12 protein-coding genes are annotated in these 14,884 nt (G+C 35.2%); 4 read left to right on the forward strand and 8 right to left on the reverse strand.

Annotated features, from left to right (window positions below; translation table 11 throughout):
• Positions 1-371: 371 nt before the first annotated feature.
• Positions 372-1,394 carry a LacI family DNA-binding transcriptional regulator gene (locus tag ABD682_RS00340; RefSeq protein ID WP_344737779.1) on the forward strand — a complete coding sequence of 341 codons (1,023 nt, stop codon included), beginning with the start codon at positions 372-374 and terminating at the stop codon, positions 1,392-1,394.
• A gap of 23 nt (positions 1,395-1,417) precedes the next feature.
• On the opposite strand, the gene ABD682_RS00345 is transcribed toward ABD682_RS00340, so the two are convergent.
• The 8 genes from ABD682_RS00345 to ABD682_RS00380 form a co-directional block, all read right to left on the reverse strand.
• Positions 1,418-2,821, reverse strand: coding sequence for a cytochrome b N-terminal domain-containing protein (locus ABD682_RS00345; protein ID WP_344737781.1), 1,404 nt, complete (start codon positions 2,819-2,821; stop codon positions 1,418-1,420).
• Between the two features lie 58 nt (positions 2,822-2,879).
• Positions 2,880-3,413 (reverse strand): QcrA and Rieske domain-containing protein, encoded by a 534-nt coding sequence (locus ABD682_RS00350; RefSeq protein WP_344737783.1) that lies wholly within the window; start codon positions 3,411-3,413, stop codon positions 2,880-2,882.
• A 5-nt stretch (positions 3,414-3,418) separates the two neighbouring features.
• Complete coding sequence (ctaF, locus tag ABD682_RS00355) at positions 3,419-3,625, reverse strand: aa3-type cytochrome oxidase subunit IV (RefSeq protein ID WP_344737785.1); 207 nt, start codon at positions 3,623-3,625, stop codon at positions 3,419-3,421.
• Between the two features lie 4 nt (positions 3,626-3,629).
• Positions 3,630-4,490, reverse strand: coding sequence for a cytochrome c oxidase assembly protein (locus ABD682_RS00360; protein ID WP_344737788.1), 861 nt, complete (start codon positions 4,488-4,490; stop codon positions 3,630-3,632).
• Positions 4,487-5,035 (reverse strand): cytochrome c oxidase subunit 3, encoded by a 549-nt coding sequence (locus tag ABD682_RS00365; RefSeq protein ID WP_344737790.1) that lies wholly within the window; start codon positions 5,033-5,035, stop codon positions 4,487-4,489. Before ABD682_RS00365 ends, ABD682_RS00360 begins: the two co-directional genes overlap by 4 nt.
• A 5-nt stretch (positions 5,036-5,040) precedes the next feature.
• Positions 5,041-6,696 carry a cytochrome c oxidase subunit I gene (gene ctaD / locus ABD682_RS00370; protein WP_344737792.1) on the reverse strand — a complete coding sequence of 552 codons (1,656 nt, stop codon included), beginning with the start codon at positions 6,694-6,696 and terminating at the stop codon, positions 5,041-5,043.
• Complete coding sequence (gene coxB / locus ABD682_RS00375; protein WP_344737794.1) at positions 6,693-7,622, reverse strand: cytochrome c oxidase subunit II; 930 nt, start codon at positions 7,620-7,622, stop codon at positions 6,693-6,695. The genes ctaD and coxB overlap by 4 nt, the downstream gene beginning before the upstream one ends.
• 380 nt (positions 7,623-8,002) lie before the next feature.
• Positions 8,003-8,338, reverse strand: coding sequence for a rhodanese-like domain-containing protein (locus ABD682_RS00380; RefSeq protein WP_344737796.1), 336 nt, complete (start codon positions 8,336-8,338; stop codon positions 8,003-8,005).
• Between the two features lie 269 nt (positions 8,339-8,607).
• Between ABD682_RS00380 and ABD682_RS00385 the strand changes: the two genes are divergently transcribed.
• The 3 genes from ABD682_RS00385 (at position 8,608) to ABD682_RS00395 (ending at position 14,811) form a co-directional block, all read left to right on the forward strand.
• On the forward strand, positions 8,608-9,171 hold the full coding sequence (locus tag ABD682_RS00385; RefSeq protein ID WP_344737797.1) for a hypothetical protein: 564 nt from the start codon (positions 8,608-8,610) through the stop codon (positions 9,169-9,171).
• A gap of 405 nt (positions 9,172-9,576) precedes the next feature.
• On the forward strand, positions 9,577-10,515 hold the full coding sequence (locus ABD682_RS00390; RefSeq protein WP_344737799.1) for a glycerophosphodiester phosphodiesterase family protein: 939 nt from the start codon (positions 9,577-9,579) through the stop codon (positions 10,513-10,515).
• A gap of 204 nt (positions 10,516-10,719) precedes the next feature.
• On the forward strand, positions 10,720-14,811 hold the full coding sequence (locus ABD682_RS00395; RefSeq protein WP_344737801.1) for a hybrid sensor histidine kinase/response regulator transcription factor: 4,092 nt from the start codon (positions 10,720-10,722) through the stop codon (positions 14,809-14,811).
• Positions 14,812-14,884 lie beyond the last annotated feature (73 nt).

Below are 14,884 nucleotides of genomic sequence, written 5' to 3' on the forward strand. Positions count from 1 at the left end.
TGAGTAATTGTTAAAATATCGTTAATTACATAAACGAATTTAAACGTCTTCCCGAGTAATAAAAAAATTTGCAGAAAAAAATGGTTGAATTTCTATCGAAAACGTTTTCGATTTAACAATTATTCTTATATTATCTCCATATTATACCCTTAAATATACAATAATTCTCATTTATAACAAGACTAAATAGGAATTTGATAAAATGAATCAGGATAAATTATTAAATTGTAAATTTTACATTTATTTTGAAAAACACTTTTTAATGAAATTTTGAAACTTAAATTTGGTTTTCAAAAGAGATAAAAAACGTACCTTTATTTCTTAAAATTTTAACATTGTCAAGCAATTCCTTGAGTCTTAATTAAATAGCTATGAAACCTACCACCTTAAAAGATATAGCCAAAACGCTTGGTATTTCGGTTACCACAGTTTCAAAAGCCTTAAAAGATTATGCTGATGTAAGTCCGAAAACCAAAGCTCAGGTTAAGGAGTTAGCTGAAAAACTAAACTATGTTCCAAACTCATTTGCTGTTGGACTTCGAAAAAAACAATCTAAAACCATTGGCGTCATCATTCCAACCATGGTACATTACTTTTTTTCTAGTATTCTGGATGCGATCCTTAAAGAGGCCGAAAGTAAAAATTACATGGTTATTATTCTACAATCGAATGAAGATTATGAGTTAGAGAAAAAACAGGTAGATCTCTTATTAAATAAAGGAGTGGATGGTATTCTCATTTCATTATCGAACAATACCAAAGATTTTAAGCACCTTCAGAAAATTATCGATTATAACGTTCCATTAATACTTTTTGATAAGATTGCGAAACTTATACAATGCTCAAAAGTTTATATCGACGACCGTCAGGCGGCGTATAATGCCGTAAGTTATTTGATAAAAAAAGGTCACAAACGAATTTCGCATTTCAGAGGAAATTTAAATCCTCAGAATTCTATCGACCGATTTCTAGGATACAAAAAGGCTCTGGAAGATCACGGCATTCCGTTTGATCCTAAACTGGTATACATTTGTGACAATAACTCTGATTTTAGTGATGGTTACTTAAATGCCAAGAAGTTAATTGAAGATCATGGTGAAAATGTTGATGCCATATTTACGGTGAATGATCTGTTGGCTATTGGTGCCATAAATTATTTTAATGAGCAAGGGATAAAAATCCCTGATGAAATTGCCCTATTCGGTTTCAGTAACTGGTTCATGGCTTCTGTAATTACACCCACCCTTTCCTCGATTGATCAAAACGCTTATAAAATGGGAGAAACTTCGGCCGTTCTTCTATTTGATGAAATTGATTGTAAATTAAAAAATATTCCTATCACTCATAAAAAAGTTGTCATAGATACAGAATTGGTCATTCGAAATTCGTGTTAAGATTCTCTATCATGTTGAACATTTTATTTTTTATCCTTCGCTATTAAAAAGCTGACGATTTCATCTAATTCCTCTTTTTTTAATGAGCCTCCATAAGCCGGCATATTGTTTCCACCATTTACGATACGAATAATCATTTGTTTTCGCGTTAGTCTATTTTCAACATCTGTGAGTTCCGGTCCGCGAATACCGCCATGATTTCCTATCCTATGACAATAAATACAACCAGCCGTATTAAACAGATCAATACCTTTTTGCACTTTTGTACTCGGATCTGGAACTGTAGCATACTTTGAAAGCGGTTTAGCATTAAATCGTGGCGACCAGGGTTCTTTCGTTCCCACGTACCATAGAGAACCGATACTTAAAATTACAAAAACGATACCGGCAACGGCCCAAGGGCGACGCAACGGACTGCGCTCTCCACGATTCGACATAAAAGGAATTGAAAACAAAAACACACCGGCAATCAAAGGTCCAAAAAACATAACATATGACTCTAACTGACGAGGCATTAAAGCATATAAAGCAAAAATCCAGGTAAAATACCAATCGGGTTTAGGGTTTGCATGAACACTTGCCAGATCAGGTTTTGAGGTTAAAGGCGTTGCGCCAACAAACCAGGCCAGACCAACAATAATAATCAGAACAAACGCACTAAAAACAGCATCACGCCAAATAGCATTGGGAAAGAATGGAACTCCTTTTTTAGACAGCATTTTTTCGTACCAGTCTCGGTAGGTTTTGGGATCAACTACACGTCCAATTTTGGGAGGTTCAGAAATTCCATTTTTAAAAACCAAATAAAGGTGATAAACTACAAACAAAAATAATAATGCCGGAAAAAGAAAAACATGCAAAGCGAAGAACCGATTCAAAGTTTCACCTCCAATAGTTTCTCCCCCCAAAACAAAATATGCTAACCAATGCCCAATCCAGGGGATCCTACCAATTTGCTCAGCGGCTACCACAGCAGACCAAACACCATTATTATCCCAACGCAGCAATTGTCCGGTAAAGGCCATAATAATGGTGAATGCCATTAAAAAAACACCAGTGATCCAGCTCATCTCACGCGGATATTTGTATGCTGCGTTAATATAAACCCGAATCATATGAATTCCCATTAATAGGATCATGGCGGAAGCCCCCCAATTATGAAGTCCACGAATAAAACTTCCTAAAAAAGCCTGGTTTTCAATATAAACTAACGATTGATAGGCAACATCCGCGGAAGGTTGATACAAAAATCCTAATGTGATCCCCGTAATAACCTGCAAGATCAAACAAAACAAGGTTGCACTGCCCCACACATAATTCCATTTGGATTCCGGGGGCACCAGGTGTGTGGTAAGCGGTTTCATGAGATCGCTCAATCCGCCCCGATCATCTAGCCACTTCCATATTTTCTTCAATCGTTTTTTCATTTCATTCGTTTTTTATGAAGACTTTCTTTCAATTTCAATAATTGAAATTAATCATCCTTTAAGAGTCCATCGTCGTAATAGGAATTGCTTCAGTCTCTATTTCTACATGGCTGTTTGTAACCCGAATCGGATAGGAGTATAATCCTCTTGGTGGCGGACCTGCAGCTCGAGAACCATCTTTATAGTAAACCCCGCCATGACAAGGACAAAGGAATAACTCGGATTTAGCCACCCAACGTACCGGACAACCTAAATGTGTACAATTCACTGAAAAGGCTGTAAATTCATGTTCCGATTCCCTACGGATGTAAGCTGCGGAATAGGCGATTTTACTACTCCATTTATAGGGTGAAGCATTTTCAAAACTTACCATTTTCATGCAACCGATTTCAAAATCGTTAAGATCTCCAACCTTTCGCCATTTATGACCTTTTTTTCTTGTAATAGGATCCAGCATTGCTATTATAAGAGGAAAACTTAATAAAGCAGCAATAAACGCCCCAATACCGAAGGTTAACTTGGTAAGAAAACTTCGGCGATCCTCAAAATTCTGAGGCTTATTATTCGAATCTTGTTCACACGGACATCCCATAAATTCTAATGATTTGAAATTTCTTTATACAATTCTACCAACCAACCGGCTAGGGAAACAGAAAATATGACAACGCCTATTCCTGTAATGAACCATGAAGTAAGAATTCCCCAGAACATCAAAACTACTGCCAAAGCCAGAAAGAATGGCCAATAGGTGGGTTTGGGTAATTTTTCAGGTTTCGCTTTATATTTTTGCATATTAGTGTCCATAATTTCAAAAGGATTTTTTCAGATGATGATTCAGTTCTTTTTGTTTTTTATAGCTTGATAATGTGCTATCATACCAGGGAAGTAATAGACCCATAGACGATATCACATACAGAATACAGCCCGGTACCCACATTAATAGACCCGCTATTTCCTGATCGGTTTTGGGTGTAATTGAAATCAAATGATTCGGATCTGAAAACATTTGAAAATTATTTGTGACCGAAGGGGATGATGCCATAAAGGTGATATATAATCCAAGAATTGAACAACTCACACAAGCCGTAAATAAGTAAATTACACTTTTAACAGGATGTAATCGTTTACCCTTTTCAGGATGAAAAACAGGCAGTGCAAACAAAAATCCTGTTACAAAAAATAAAATATACATGGGCCAAAACGGTACAGCTGATAACCACTTTTCTTGACCTGCATGAATACCACTTTCAAACATTCCGGATTTTGAAGCCACCATAGCAGCATTCAAAAAATGTCCTCCCCACATGACTACTGAAGCAGCCACCAAGGTTAACAACAAATAGTCCTTTGGATGATCGAAGATTGAAAGTTTGCCAAAAACGGTATTTTTGAATAGCGTCGATGGCAAACCCCTTAATATCCAAATGGGTCCTACCATGAGTAAAATAATTTGCTGGAACATCGCAATGCTATGGAGCCCAAAAGCTTTAAATTCCGCCAAAGGCGAACCAAGAACCAGGTAAATTGAACATACACCAACAACAAAAAATAATTTTTGATTTCTGTTGGTCTTCCACTTTAAAAAATAAATAAAAAGTATCCCTATCAGAAAAAGCAACCCGATAATTGACCAATGTTGAAGCGTTAAAAAATACTTTAATAAACTCATAATAATGGTGTTATATAAACAAAATAAAACACGAATAGCCAAACCACATCCACAAAATGCCAGTATATATCGACGCCTTCAAACCCTGAGATTGCCACCTTTTTCATTTTACTAAAAGACATCATAAATAAAATAGACAAGGCTAATAAGCCCAAAATCACATGCAGTCCATGAAATCCGGTCAGGGTGAAAAAACTGGAACCAAAAACATCTTTATGTACCGTAATTTGTTCTTTATACAAACCCATATATTCTGTGATTTGGCCACTTATAAAAACGATTCCCAATAAAATAGTGAGTCCTAAAAACCACTTATAGCGGACCCATCTTTGTTGATGCAAGGCCCGTTTGCTCAAAATGAGCGTAATACTACTTCCAATAAGAAATAATGTGAAGATTCCGGATCGCACGGCATCTAAGTATTCTGCAACTGTTGACGTTCTTTTTGAAAAATTCCGATAATACACATAAGCAATGATCAAGGCTACAAAAAAGAAAGCCTCCGAAAAAATCAAGAACAGTGCTAATAATTTTCCTTTGTTCATTTTAATTAGTTCAGTTTTTTATCTGGGTTATCGGGATGATTCAAATCCCAAAGCGGACGTCGGCTATGTATCCGGGGAATTTCATCAAAATTCTTAAGTGTTGGTGGTGATGGTGTTGCCCATTCCAAAGTCCATGCATCCCATGGATTCGCTGTTGCGGTTCTGGGTTTTTTCAAAGTCACATATATGTTCCAGAAAAATGCAGCCATACCGAAAAACATAAGCACAGCTCCCAAAGAGGAAAAGAAATTCAATACCTTCCAGTAAGGGAGGTTGGGATACGTAAAAACTCGGCGAGGCATACCGAGAATCCCTAAAATATGCTGCAAGAAAAAGGTTAGGTTAAAGCCGATCGTAAACAACCAAAAATGCCATTTCCCTAATTTGGTTGATAAGAATCTACCGCTCATTTTTGGGAACCAATAATAGATTCCTGCAAAAATTCCGTACAGACTACCGCCTAAAAACACAAAGTGCAGATGGGCAACAAGATAATAAGTATCGGTTAATTGCCAGTCGATAGGCACAATGGCAAAAGACACACCACTGAGTCCTCCTAGTGTGAAATCGATCAAAAAAGCGATAACAAAGAACATAGAAAGCGTGAGTCTGATCTGGCCTTTGTACATGGTTCCGATCCAGTTGATCACCTTCAATCCGGTAGGAATACCAATAAGCATGCTGCTAATAGCGAAAAAACTATTTACGGCATTAGAAAGGCCCACTGCAAACATGTGATGCGCCCAAACACTGTAAGCAAGTAAGGCTATAGCCACCGAGGAGGCCGCCACAAATTTGTATCCAAAAATAGGCTTTCGTGAAAATACGGGAACAACCTCTGAAATTATGCCGAAAGCAGGCAAAGCCAAAATATAAACTTCGGGATGCCCAAATGCCCAGAAAAAATGCTGCCAAAGTACCGCGGAGCCTCCAGTAGAGGGCAGGAAAAAATGAGCGTCCATTTGCCTGTCGATTAGCAGCATAAACAATCCAGCGTTCAGTAAAGGGAAAGCGGCCAGGATCAAAAAGGCGTTAATAAATATCATCCAAACAAAAAGTGGTAACATGTTCAATTTAATATCTGGAGATTTTAAGGTAAGAACAGTGGTTACAAAGTTTAATGCTGCACCGATACTTCCGATGCCCGTTAGGATCAATCCGATAAGATAATAATCCACACCTTGTGTTGAAGAATAGTTATGTTCGCTCAACGGCGCGTAATTAAACCATCCGGCATCCGGAGCACCACCGGCGAAAAAACTAAAATACAGCAAGAATCCACCTAAAGCTGTCATCCAAAAACTAAAAGCATTCAGTCGGGGAAAAGCCATTTCATTCGCACCGATCATCAAAGGAATTAAGTACGTTCCCAAACCGATAAAGGCAGGCATTAATACTAAAAAGATCATGGTGGTCCCGTGCATGGTAAAGATCTGATTGTAAGTTTCCGGGGAAACTACATGGTTTTCAGGTAGTGCCAATTGTGCTCGAATTACCATCGCTTCTAACCCGCCTACTACGAAAAAGAACAAAGCTAACCAGAGGTACATAATACCTAATTGTTTGTGATCTACTGAAGCCAGCCAGGCCAATTTACCACGTCCGGTTTTAAGCGTGGGTAATTGATCATTTTCTTCGGTTATGTCGATAAAAAAACTCATTTTAAATTATGTAAATAGGTTACCAAAGCTTTGATCTCTGATTTCGACAAAATAAAATTGGGCATTTTCGCCCCGGATTTTACGTTTTGCGGATTTGTAATCCATGCCGTTAAATTTGTCTTATTATTAACCAACATATCAGATAAAAACCGTTTTCTACTTCCAAAATGGGTTAGGTTCGGGCCTATATCCTCCTTGTGCGGTGTCCCATTGATGGCGTGGCAGTTGGTGCATGTTTTTTCTTCAAATAATTCTTTCCCCTTTTCAAATAAAGCATCCTTAGGTTTAGAAACCACCGGTTGTAGTTGATGTTTTTGCCAGACTTTAAAGTCTTTGGGTTTTAAGGCAATGACCCTGATACGCATGCGGGCGTGCTCTACGCCGCAAAATTCACTGCAGGCCCCGAGATATTCCCCAGGTTTATCAGCATACATGTACATGTAATTATAGCGCCCCGGAATCATATCTATTTTACGGCCTAATTTATAAACCCACCAATCGTGAACCACGTCGGCAGAGGTCAATTTTAAAAGAATTTTTTTACCCGTAGGAATATATATTTGATTCGCCGTGATAACACCGCTTTGAGGATATTTGGCTTCCCACCACCATTGGTGTCCGGTGATTTCCAGAAATGGTTTAGGGTGTTCAGGAATTTTCTGAATAGTATTGATAGACGTAATGGTGAGATACACAAAAACCGCAGTAATAACCGTTGCTATGGTTGCCAGGATGATCTCTATACGGTCACTACCCTCTTCCTGATTGGGTAATTCTAACTGCTTCTTACTTTGGTATTTAAAAACATAATAAAAGGTATAACCTACAACGAGCAGAAAAATAATGGCAGCAACAACGAGAAAATATCTAAATAATTCATTTATACGATCAACATCATTGGTATACACGGAAAGTATATTTCCCATTTCTGAGTTTTTGTATTAAAGCCGGGAGGAAGAATTAGCAGTTATTGGAATCAGGTTCTAAACTTTTAAAGTCATCTAAAATAATTCAAAAAAAATACCCTGAAAATTATAGGAAGATCGCTAATTAAACGCCCTTAGTTCAATTGATTTCAATTATTTAATTTAAAATTAGCAAAGAAATCTTAAGCAATTTTAAAGCCATAAGTATGTTTTCCAAATTATTGGAAAAGGTAAATAGACGGCATAACCAGATCGTTTGAATTGAATTTTTTCGGAAACACAAAAAAATAAAAAGGCAGACCCAAAAGTCTGCCTTTTCAACTCAAATCTAATTAAAACATTGAACTACCTTTAAATCCTGGCGGATTCAAAGTATCTTTTTATCTGTAACCGCCTTGCAAATCATAGATTTCCTGAAAACCTGCCTGAGCTAATTTAATAGCCGCTTTATGGCTTCGCATACCACTCCTGCAATATAAATACAGGGGTTTTTCTTTATCGAATTTTTCAAATTGCTTCATAAAATTAGTACTGTCGAAAAAATCGATATTCTTTGCGTTTTTATAATGACCCTGGCGGAATTCTCCAGGGGTGCGCACATCTACCAATTGTGCATTCTTCTTTTTCATACCTTCTTTAAATTCCTGATTAGAAAGTACTTTAACAGCATCAGTCTGGGAACCTCCCAAACCAAATAATTTTCCTAATAATGACATAATCAAAAGTTCTGGTTTAAATCCATTTACAAAAATAAGTCAGGAATTTTAAGAAAGACGTAACTATTGTTACAAAAGGAGATCGGTTTCATTGAAAATGATCTCTATCGCAACATGAATTTAACCTGCCATTAATATTAAATTAACATTATAATGATGTAAAACAGTGTTTTGCGATCAATATAGCATAGAAACTTGTCAATTCGGTTATTGTTGAGGCAAATTCCTCAACCTAATTTTGCAGTGTATAATTTAAAATACAATGAATTATGAAAGCGATTAAAAGATACCCGAATAATTACCTGTCGTATCCCATTATGTATCAACCACATTTTTGGTATACCGGCGATTTGAATACAGAAGAAATAACTCTAAAAAATAATACATTACTAAAATCAGAAGTTTCCCAAATTGATCTTTGCATAAAAAGTATTTCCGCTATTGATAGCGAAGGCCAGGAACATAACATTTTCAAAAGTCCGGGTGAAACGCCGGTCCAAATTAAGAGCATGAGCTCCGGTGAATTTATAAGAACGCGATGCCTTTCGAAATTAGCAAAGGGAACGTATTCCACACTTCGAATTTATGCCGCTAACGACACCTCAAAACTTGTTTCTAATACCAGAGAAACAAAGTGTGTTGAAAACAAGAAATACTATGATTTTGAAATAAAAGACACCTTAGTAATTAAAAGCAATCGGGACTGTGAATTTAAACTTTGGTTTGAATTAACGCCATTTCAGGCGAAACCGAGTCTAATCAAACCCTTTTTAGACCTGTTTAAAAAAACAGACCGTTTGGTGCATCGCCTGGCAGGAGTTTATGGAAAATAAATATTAATCATTAATAACAAGAAATAACAAAAAAGCCGGATATGAAAATGTTCGGCTTTTTTAGTAGTGGGAATAGTATTAACTCGTTTTGCTGGTTGGGTGCTTTGAGGGGAATTTACAGGCAAAACATGATGTCTATATCATAATGGTCGTATATCACAAAATTGATAATCCATGTATTTTACTTATGAATACAAAAAAAACCAGTTGCTTTCAGAACTGGTTTTACTTGTAGTGGGAGTAGAAAATTTGTCGAACCTTTTGATTACGGAAATGGAGAAGTTTTCTTCATTATTTAATTAACGTAACTCTCCCCCTAACTTTGATTAATTTTCACCCCCTGCATTTTATTTTTCATTTGTAATATTGAGATAACTAATATTATTTAGGACAAACGAACTATAGATGTTTTTTAAAAAAATCAATTTACTAATATTTAGTATTGCTACTATTTTAATTGTTTATTCCTGCGAACAAAATACTTCATCCGAAAATCAATTTTCAAAGCACACAGATGAACTGATTAAAAAATTAAATAATCCCAATGGAAAGGATATATTAGTCATTGCTCACCGTGGCGATTGGCGCAATTTTCCTGAAAACTCATTAGAAGCTATGGAAAGTGCTATAAAAATGGGTGTCGACATGGTTGAAATGGATGTAAAAAAAACAAAGGACAACAAGCTTATTATTATGCACGATGCAACCCTGGACCGAACAACCACAGGAAAAGGCTTGGTTTCTGAATGGACTTTAGATTCCATTAAAAAACTATACCTTAAAAATGGTGCCGGTAATTACACAAGATATAAGATTCCAACATTGGAGGAGGCTCTGAACACTTGCAAAGGAAAAATTCTTGTCAATTTAGATGGTGCCTATGATTTTTTTGATGAGGCGTTCCAATTAGCTAAAAAAACAGGAACCACCAATCAAATTGTTTTAAAAGGATATAATAAAAAAGCCCATGAAGTTCTTTCTGATTTTGGAAAAAAATTGGATACGATCATTTTCATGCCTATAATCAATTTAGATACGGATAGTGACCCTTTGCAAACCATAAGCGATTATCAATCTCAACTCCATGTTAAAGCTTTCGAAATCGTATTTTCCAAAGATACTTCAAGCGTCTTAAAACGATTTTCAAAAATTAAAGAGCATGGGAGTCGTGTTTGGGTGAATTCGCTTTGGGCTTCATTAAATGCAGGTCATGACGACAATGAGGCGGTTAAAAACAAAGATAGTATTTATGGTTGGTTTGTAGATCATGGGGTTAATATGATTCAAACAGATAGGCCTGAAATGCTTTTAGAATATTTACGAGATAGAAAATTACATAATTAAAATGTTTGTTTTTATTTGAGTTTACTTAGTTACAAAGGGCACAATTGAAATTTGTGCCCTTTTTTACAACTTAAACTCTGCAAATTCAATTTTATCTTGTACTAATAGATTTGCTTAAAACCAGTGTTTTAAATTTAATTACATTTATATTTAACTGTAAAAGAAAAGCAAACTGAAAAAATAGTTGGTATTAATATGAGGCTTTTGCGACATAATGTTTTTCAAATACTCAGGCATAAACTTTTGTTTGGGCTTTTTATTTTATCCATTTTTTCTTCGTTTTCCCAAACACCTGTTAAGTTTCAAAAAATAAACCAATCCAATGGCTTATCGAGCAATAGGATTACCGGAATCATAAAAGAGAAAAATGGTTTCGTTTGGATTGGTACAGAAACAGGCCTTAACCGCTACGATGGTAAAGAATTTAAGATTTATGATAATCAAAGTAGCAATATTAGTTCTAATAACATCAGCAATATTCTTTTGGACAGTAAGGGGAGAATTTGGGTTGCAACTTTGGGAGGCGGACTAAATTTATATGATAAATTAAATGATAATTTTAAAGTTTATAAGTATGATGCCAATAATCCCGAATCGATTTCTTCAAATCAAATTTATTGTTTGTACGAAGATTCAAATCATCAAATTTGGATAGGAACAGAAAATGGCCTGTGCTTTTTTAATGAACGAACAAATTCATTTGAAACCTACAATAATCAAAATAAAAACTACAATCTTGTTTTTGAAAATAATGTTTCCAGTATTTGCGAGGATGTTAATGGTAATTTGTGGATTGGAACATTTGGTGGCGGACTGAATAGATTTTCTTTAGAAGAGAAAGTGTTCACTCATATTAACGCAAACACTAACGTTTTTAGCGATTTTATTCACACGGTTTTACCATTAAGTGATCATATTATTTTAATTGGAACCAGTGGTGGGGGTCTTTTAAAATACGACATTGAACAGCAAAAATTTTCCCATTATTTTTCCAATTCAAACCAGGAAAAAGAAAATGCCATTGTTCGGGTTCTATTCAAAGATAAAATGGGTAATCTTTGGGTTGGAACCGATGGAAATGGTATTATTCAAGTTGAAAACCCTAAAAGCCAATCACCTGTTTTTCATAATTTCAATCATAACCCACAAATCAATTCTTCCCTTTCGGGAAATGCCATTTATGCCATTGCTGAGGATGATATGTCTAATATTTGGATTGGAACAGCCTGGAATGGTATCAATATTTTAACTCAAAAGGATAATTTTGACCTCATTCCAAGTGATATTAGAGGATTAAATCCTATAACTGTTTTATCAATTTACAAAGACAAAGAAAACCTGTTCTTGGGAACGGACGGTAGAGGATTAACCGTTTTCAATTCCAGAGAAAAAAGTATAAAGGAATACAACAAGGACAACGGAAATTCTTTGGGAGGGGATTATATCCAATGCTTTCATAAAAGTAACGACCAAATTCTTTGGATTGGCACCTATGCCAACGGACTGATAAAATTCAATTTGAAAACTAAGACCTCGCAACAGTTTAAACATGAGGCTAACAACCAGGAATCACTGAGTTTTAATGATATTAGAGCTATCATTGAAGATGAAAAACATAATTTATGGATAGCTTCCTGGGGAGGTGGGCTCAATTATTTTGATACCAAAAATGAAACCTTTACAGCGTTTCGCGAAAATAAAAAAGACAGTACTTCACTTAGTAATGATAACATCGTAGCGATGGAAAAAATCGGAGATAGTCTCTGGTTGGGAACTTTTGGCGGAGGCCTCAATATTTTTAACATTAAAACTCGAAAAAATACTCGGGTGAAGCTCAAAGGGGAATTACCCGATGCTATGACATCGGACAACATATTAAGTCTTCTTAGAGACTCAAAAGGCAATGTTTGGATAGGAACCTCTGAGGGAGGAATAAATATATTTCATTCTAAAACTAAAAAGTTCACACATTTGGATAGTCATGAAGAACTCAATAATCAATCAGAAGTAGCTCTTGTAGAGGATGAGCGTGGAAATATTTGGTTCAGCACTAAAAAAGGAATTTATAAATACGATTATCAATCCAACAACTTTACTGATTATTCGGATCTGGCAGGAGAATATCATATCAATTCAGTTTTTAAGGACTCTGAAGGTTTACTTTACTTCGGTCGATCTGACGGATTAGTACGATTTAATCCTGATAAAATTAAAAAGGAGAATAGTCATCCTCCAGTTAAAATCACAGATTTCAAGCTTTTTAATAAGGAGGTACCTATTGGTGACAATCAAATTTTGGAAAAGAACATCACCCTTACCAACCACATCACATTGAAGCACAATTTGAATGTTCTCACTTTTGAGTTTGCAGCTTTAAAAATTCCCTTTTCTTCAAATTGTGAATATGCCATTCAAATGGAAGGCTTTGATAAGACATGGCGAGAGATAGGAAAAGATCGCACTGTAACCTACACCAACCTTTCGCCGGGAGATTATACGTTTAAGGTAAAAAGCAGAGAAACAGGAAGTGATTGGGGAAATGATTATAGGTCTGTAAACATCACTATTTTAAAACCTTTTTGGTTGGAATGGTACGCTTATGTTTTTTATGCCTTTTTAGTTGTTTTAAGCTTTTATTTATTTAGAAAATATATTTTGGCTTGGGAACAAATGAAAACCAATTTGAAATTAGAAAAATTAACGCATGAAAAAGATGTTGAGCTGTACAACTTGAAACAACAATTTTTCACTAATATTTCTCATGATATTCGAACGCCCATCACGTTGATTTTAGCTTCAATTAATCGACTGGTATCTAAAAGTGAGCACCTGGATGAAGATCTTTCAAACCCGGTAAACACCATTAAAAAGAATGGAAACAAATTATTAAAACTTATAAATGAACTACTTGATTTTAGAAAATTGGAGCAAAAGGAAATTCAATTAAAAGTTTCGAAAACAAATATTGTTGATTATTGTGAAGAAATTTATTTGTCTTTCAAGGAAATGGCGCTTCAAAAAAATATAGACTTCACATTTAAATCATCAGCGCCTGATATTGCCGTTTGGATTGATAAAAATCAATTGGAGAAAGTGTTTTATAACATCTTATCCAATGCATTTAAATTCACCCATCAAAAAGGATCGATTCAAATTTCAGTTTTAGAAAAATCAGACCAGGTGATTATTGAAATTGAAGATAAAGGCGTTGGATTAACTAAGGGCCAATTAGCCAAAATTTTCAACCGATTCTACCAAACAGATGCTAGTCTTTCTTCTGAAGAAGGTGGTTTTGGTTTAGGTCTGTCCATTTCAAAATACATCATTGAATTACATCAAGGCGATATTATTGTGGAAAGTGAAAAAGGTCTTGGTAGCACATTTAAAATTATTTTAAAGAAAGGGAAAGACCATTTCAAAGTTGAGCAAATCTCAGGCGAATATGAGGAAAAGTTATTAGAAAATTATTTTTTGGAAACTGAGGAGTCTTTTTCAAATGAAGACATAAGCGCAGGAAAAGAATCGAACGAAATAAATCAAGAAACCGCTACTCTGCTCATTGTTGAAGATAATGATGACATTAGGGATTATGTTGTTCAGTTGTTATCGGAGGACTATACCGTTTTAGAAGCAAAAAATGGTAAAAAAGCCTTCGAGAAAGCAAAAGAGACATTGCCCGATATTATTATAAGCGATATTATGATGCCAATAATGGATGGGGTAACGCTAACTAAAAAACTTAAAACAAATTCACGAACCTCACACATTCCTGTTATACTCCTTACAGCACGAGCTTCCTTTACTCATAAAATAGAAGGTTTTGATGTTGGCGCTGATGATTACGTGACGAAACCTTTCCATGAAAAACTTTTAAAAAGTAGAATTAGAAATCTCTTAAAAACAAGATCCCTATTACATGACAAATTTTGGAAAAACGAATTGATTCCAATTAGTGAATTAAACCTTTCCAAAATGGATGAAAAATTCATGAGTAAACTCATTAAAATCCTTGAAGATAATATTTCCGATCCGGATTTAAATATAAATGTTGTTTGTGATGACATGGGTATGAGTCATTCTGTCATCTATAAAAAAATCAAGGCATTAACGAATATGAGTTATATTGAATTTGTAAAGGATTTTAAATTAAAGACAGCAAAGCGGTTAATTTCAGAACAAAACTTTTCTGTTAAAGATGCTTGTTACCACGTGGGGTATTCTGATCGAAAATATTTTAGCAAAATATTCAAACAACATTTTGGTAAGAATCCCTCGGAATACATTAAAAACGAATAATTACAACACTTCGTTGTAATTTAAAGCCAATAATAAGATTTAGACTAGTTTTCACCCCTTTATTCAATGAATT

This window comes from Gaetbulibacter aestuarii (assembly GCF_039537665.1).
Taxonomy (GTDB): domain Bacteria; phylum Bacteroidota; class Bacteroidia; order Flavobacteriales; family Flavobacteriaceae; genus Gaetbulibacter_A; species Gaetbulibacter_A aestuarii.

Coding starts and splice junctions, on each gene's coding strand:
- ctaF (WP_344737785.1), bottom strand. CDS start 3,625: ATGGACACTAATATGCAAAAATATAAAGCGAAACCTGAAAAATTACCC.
- ABD682_RS00390 (WP_344737799.1), top strand. CDS start 9,577: ATGTTTTTTAAAAAAATCAATTTACTAATATTTAGTATTGCTACTATT.
- ctaD (WP_344737792.1), bottom strand. CDS start 6,696: ATGAGTTTTTTTATCGACATAACCGAAGAAAATGATCAATTACCCACG.
- coxB (WP_344737794.1), bottom strand. CDS start 7,622: ATGGGAAATATACTTTCCGTGTATACCAATGATGTTGATCGTATAAAT.
- ABD682_RS00340 (WP_344737779.1), top strand. CDS start 372: ATGAAACCTACCACCTTAAAAGATATAGCCAAAACGCTTGGTATTTCG.
- ABD682_RS00385 (WP_344737797.1), top strand. CDS start 8,608: ATGAAAGCGATTAAAAGATACCCGAATAATTACCTGTCGTATCCCATT.
- ABD682_RS00380 (WP_344737796.1), bottom strand. CDS start 8,338: ATGTCATTATTAGGAAAATTATTTGGTTTGGGAGGTTCCCAGACTGAT.
- ABD682_RS00365 (WP_344737790.1), bottom strand. CDS start 5,035: ATGAACAAAGGAAAATTATTAGCACTGTTCTTGATTTTTTCGGAGGCT.
- ABD682_RS00350 (WP_344737783.1), bottom strand. CDS start 3,413: ATGGGATGTCCGTGTGAACAAGATTCGAATAATAAGCCTCAGAATTTT.
- ABD682_RS00345 (WP_344737781.1), bottom strand. CDS start 2,821: ATGAAAAAACGATTGAAGAAAATATGGAAGTGGCTAGATGATCGGGGC.
- ABD682_RS00360 (WP_344737788.1), bottom strand. CDS start 4,490: ATGAGTTTATTAAAGTATTTTTTAACGCTTCAACATTGGTCAATTATC.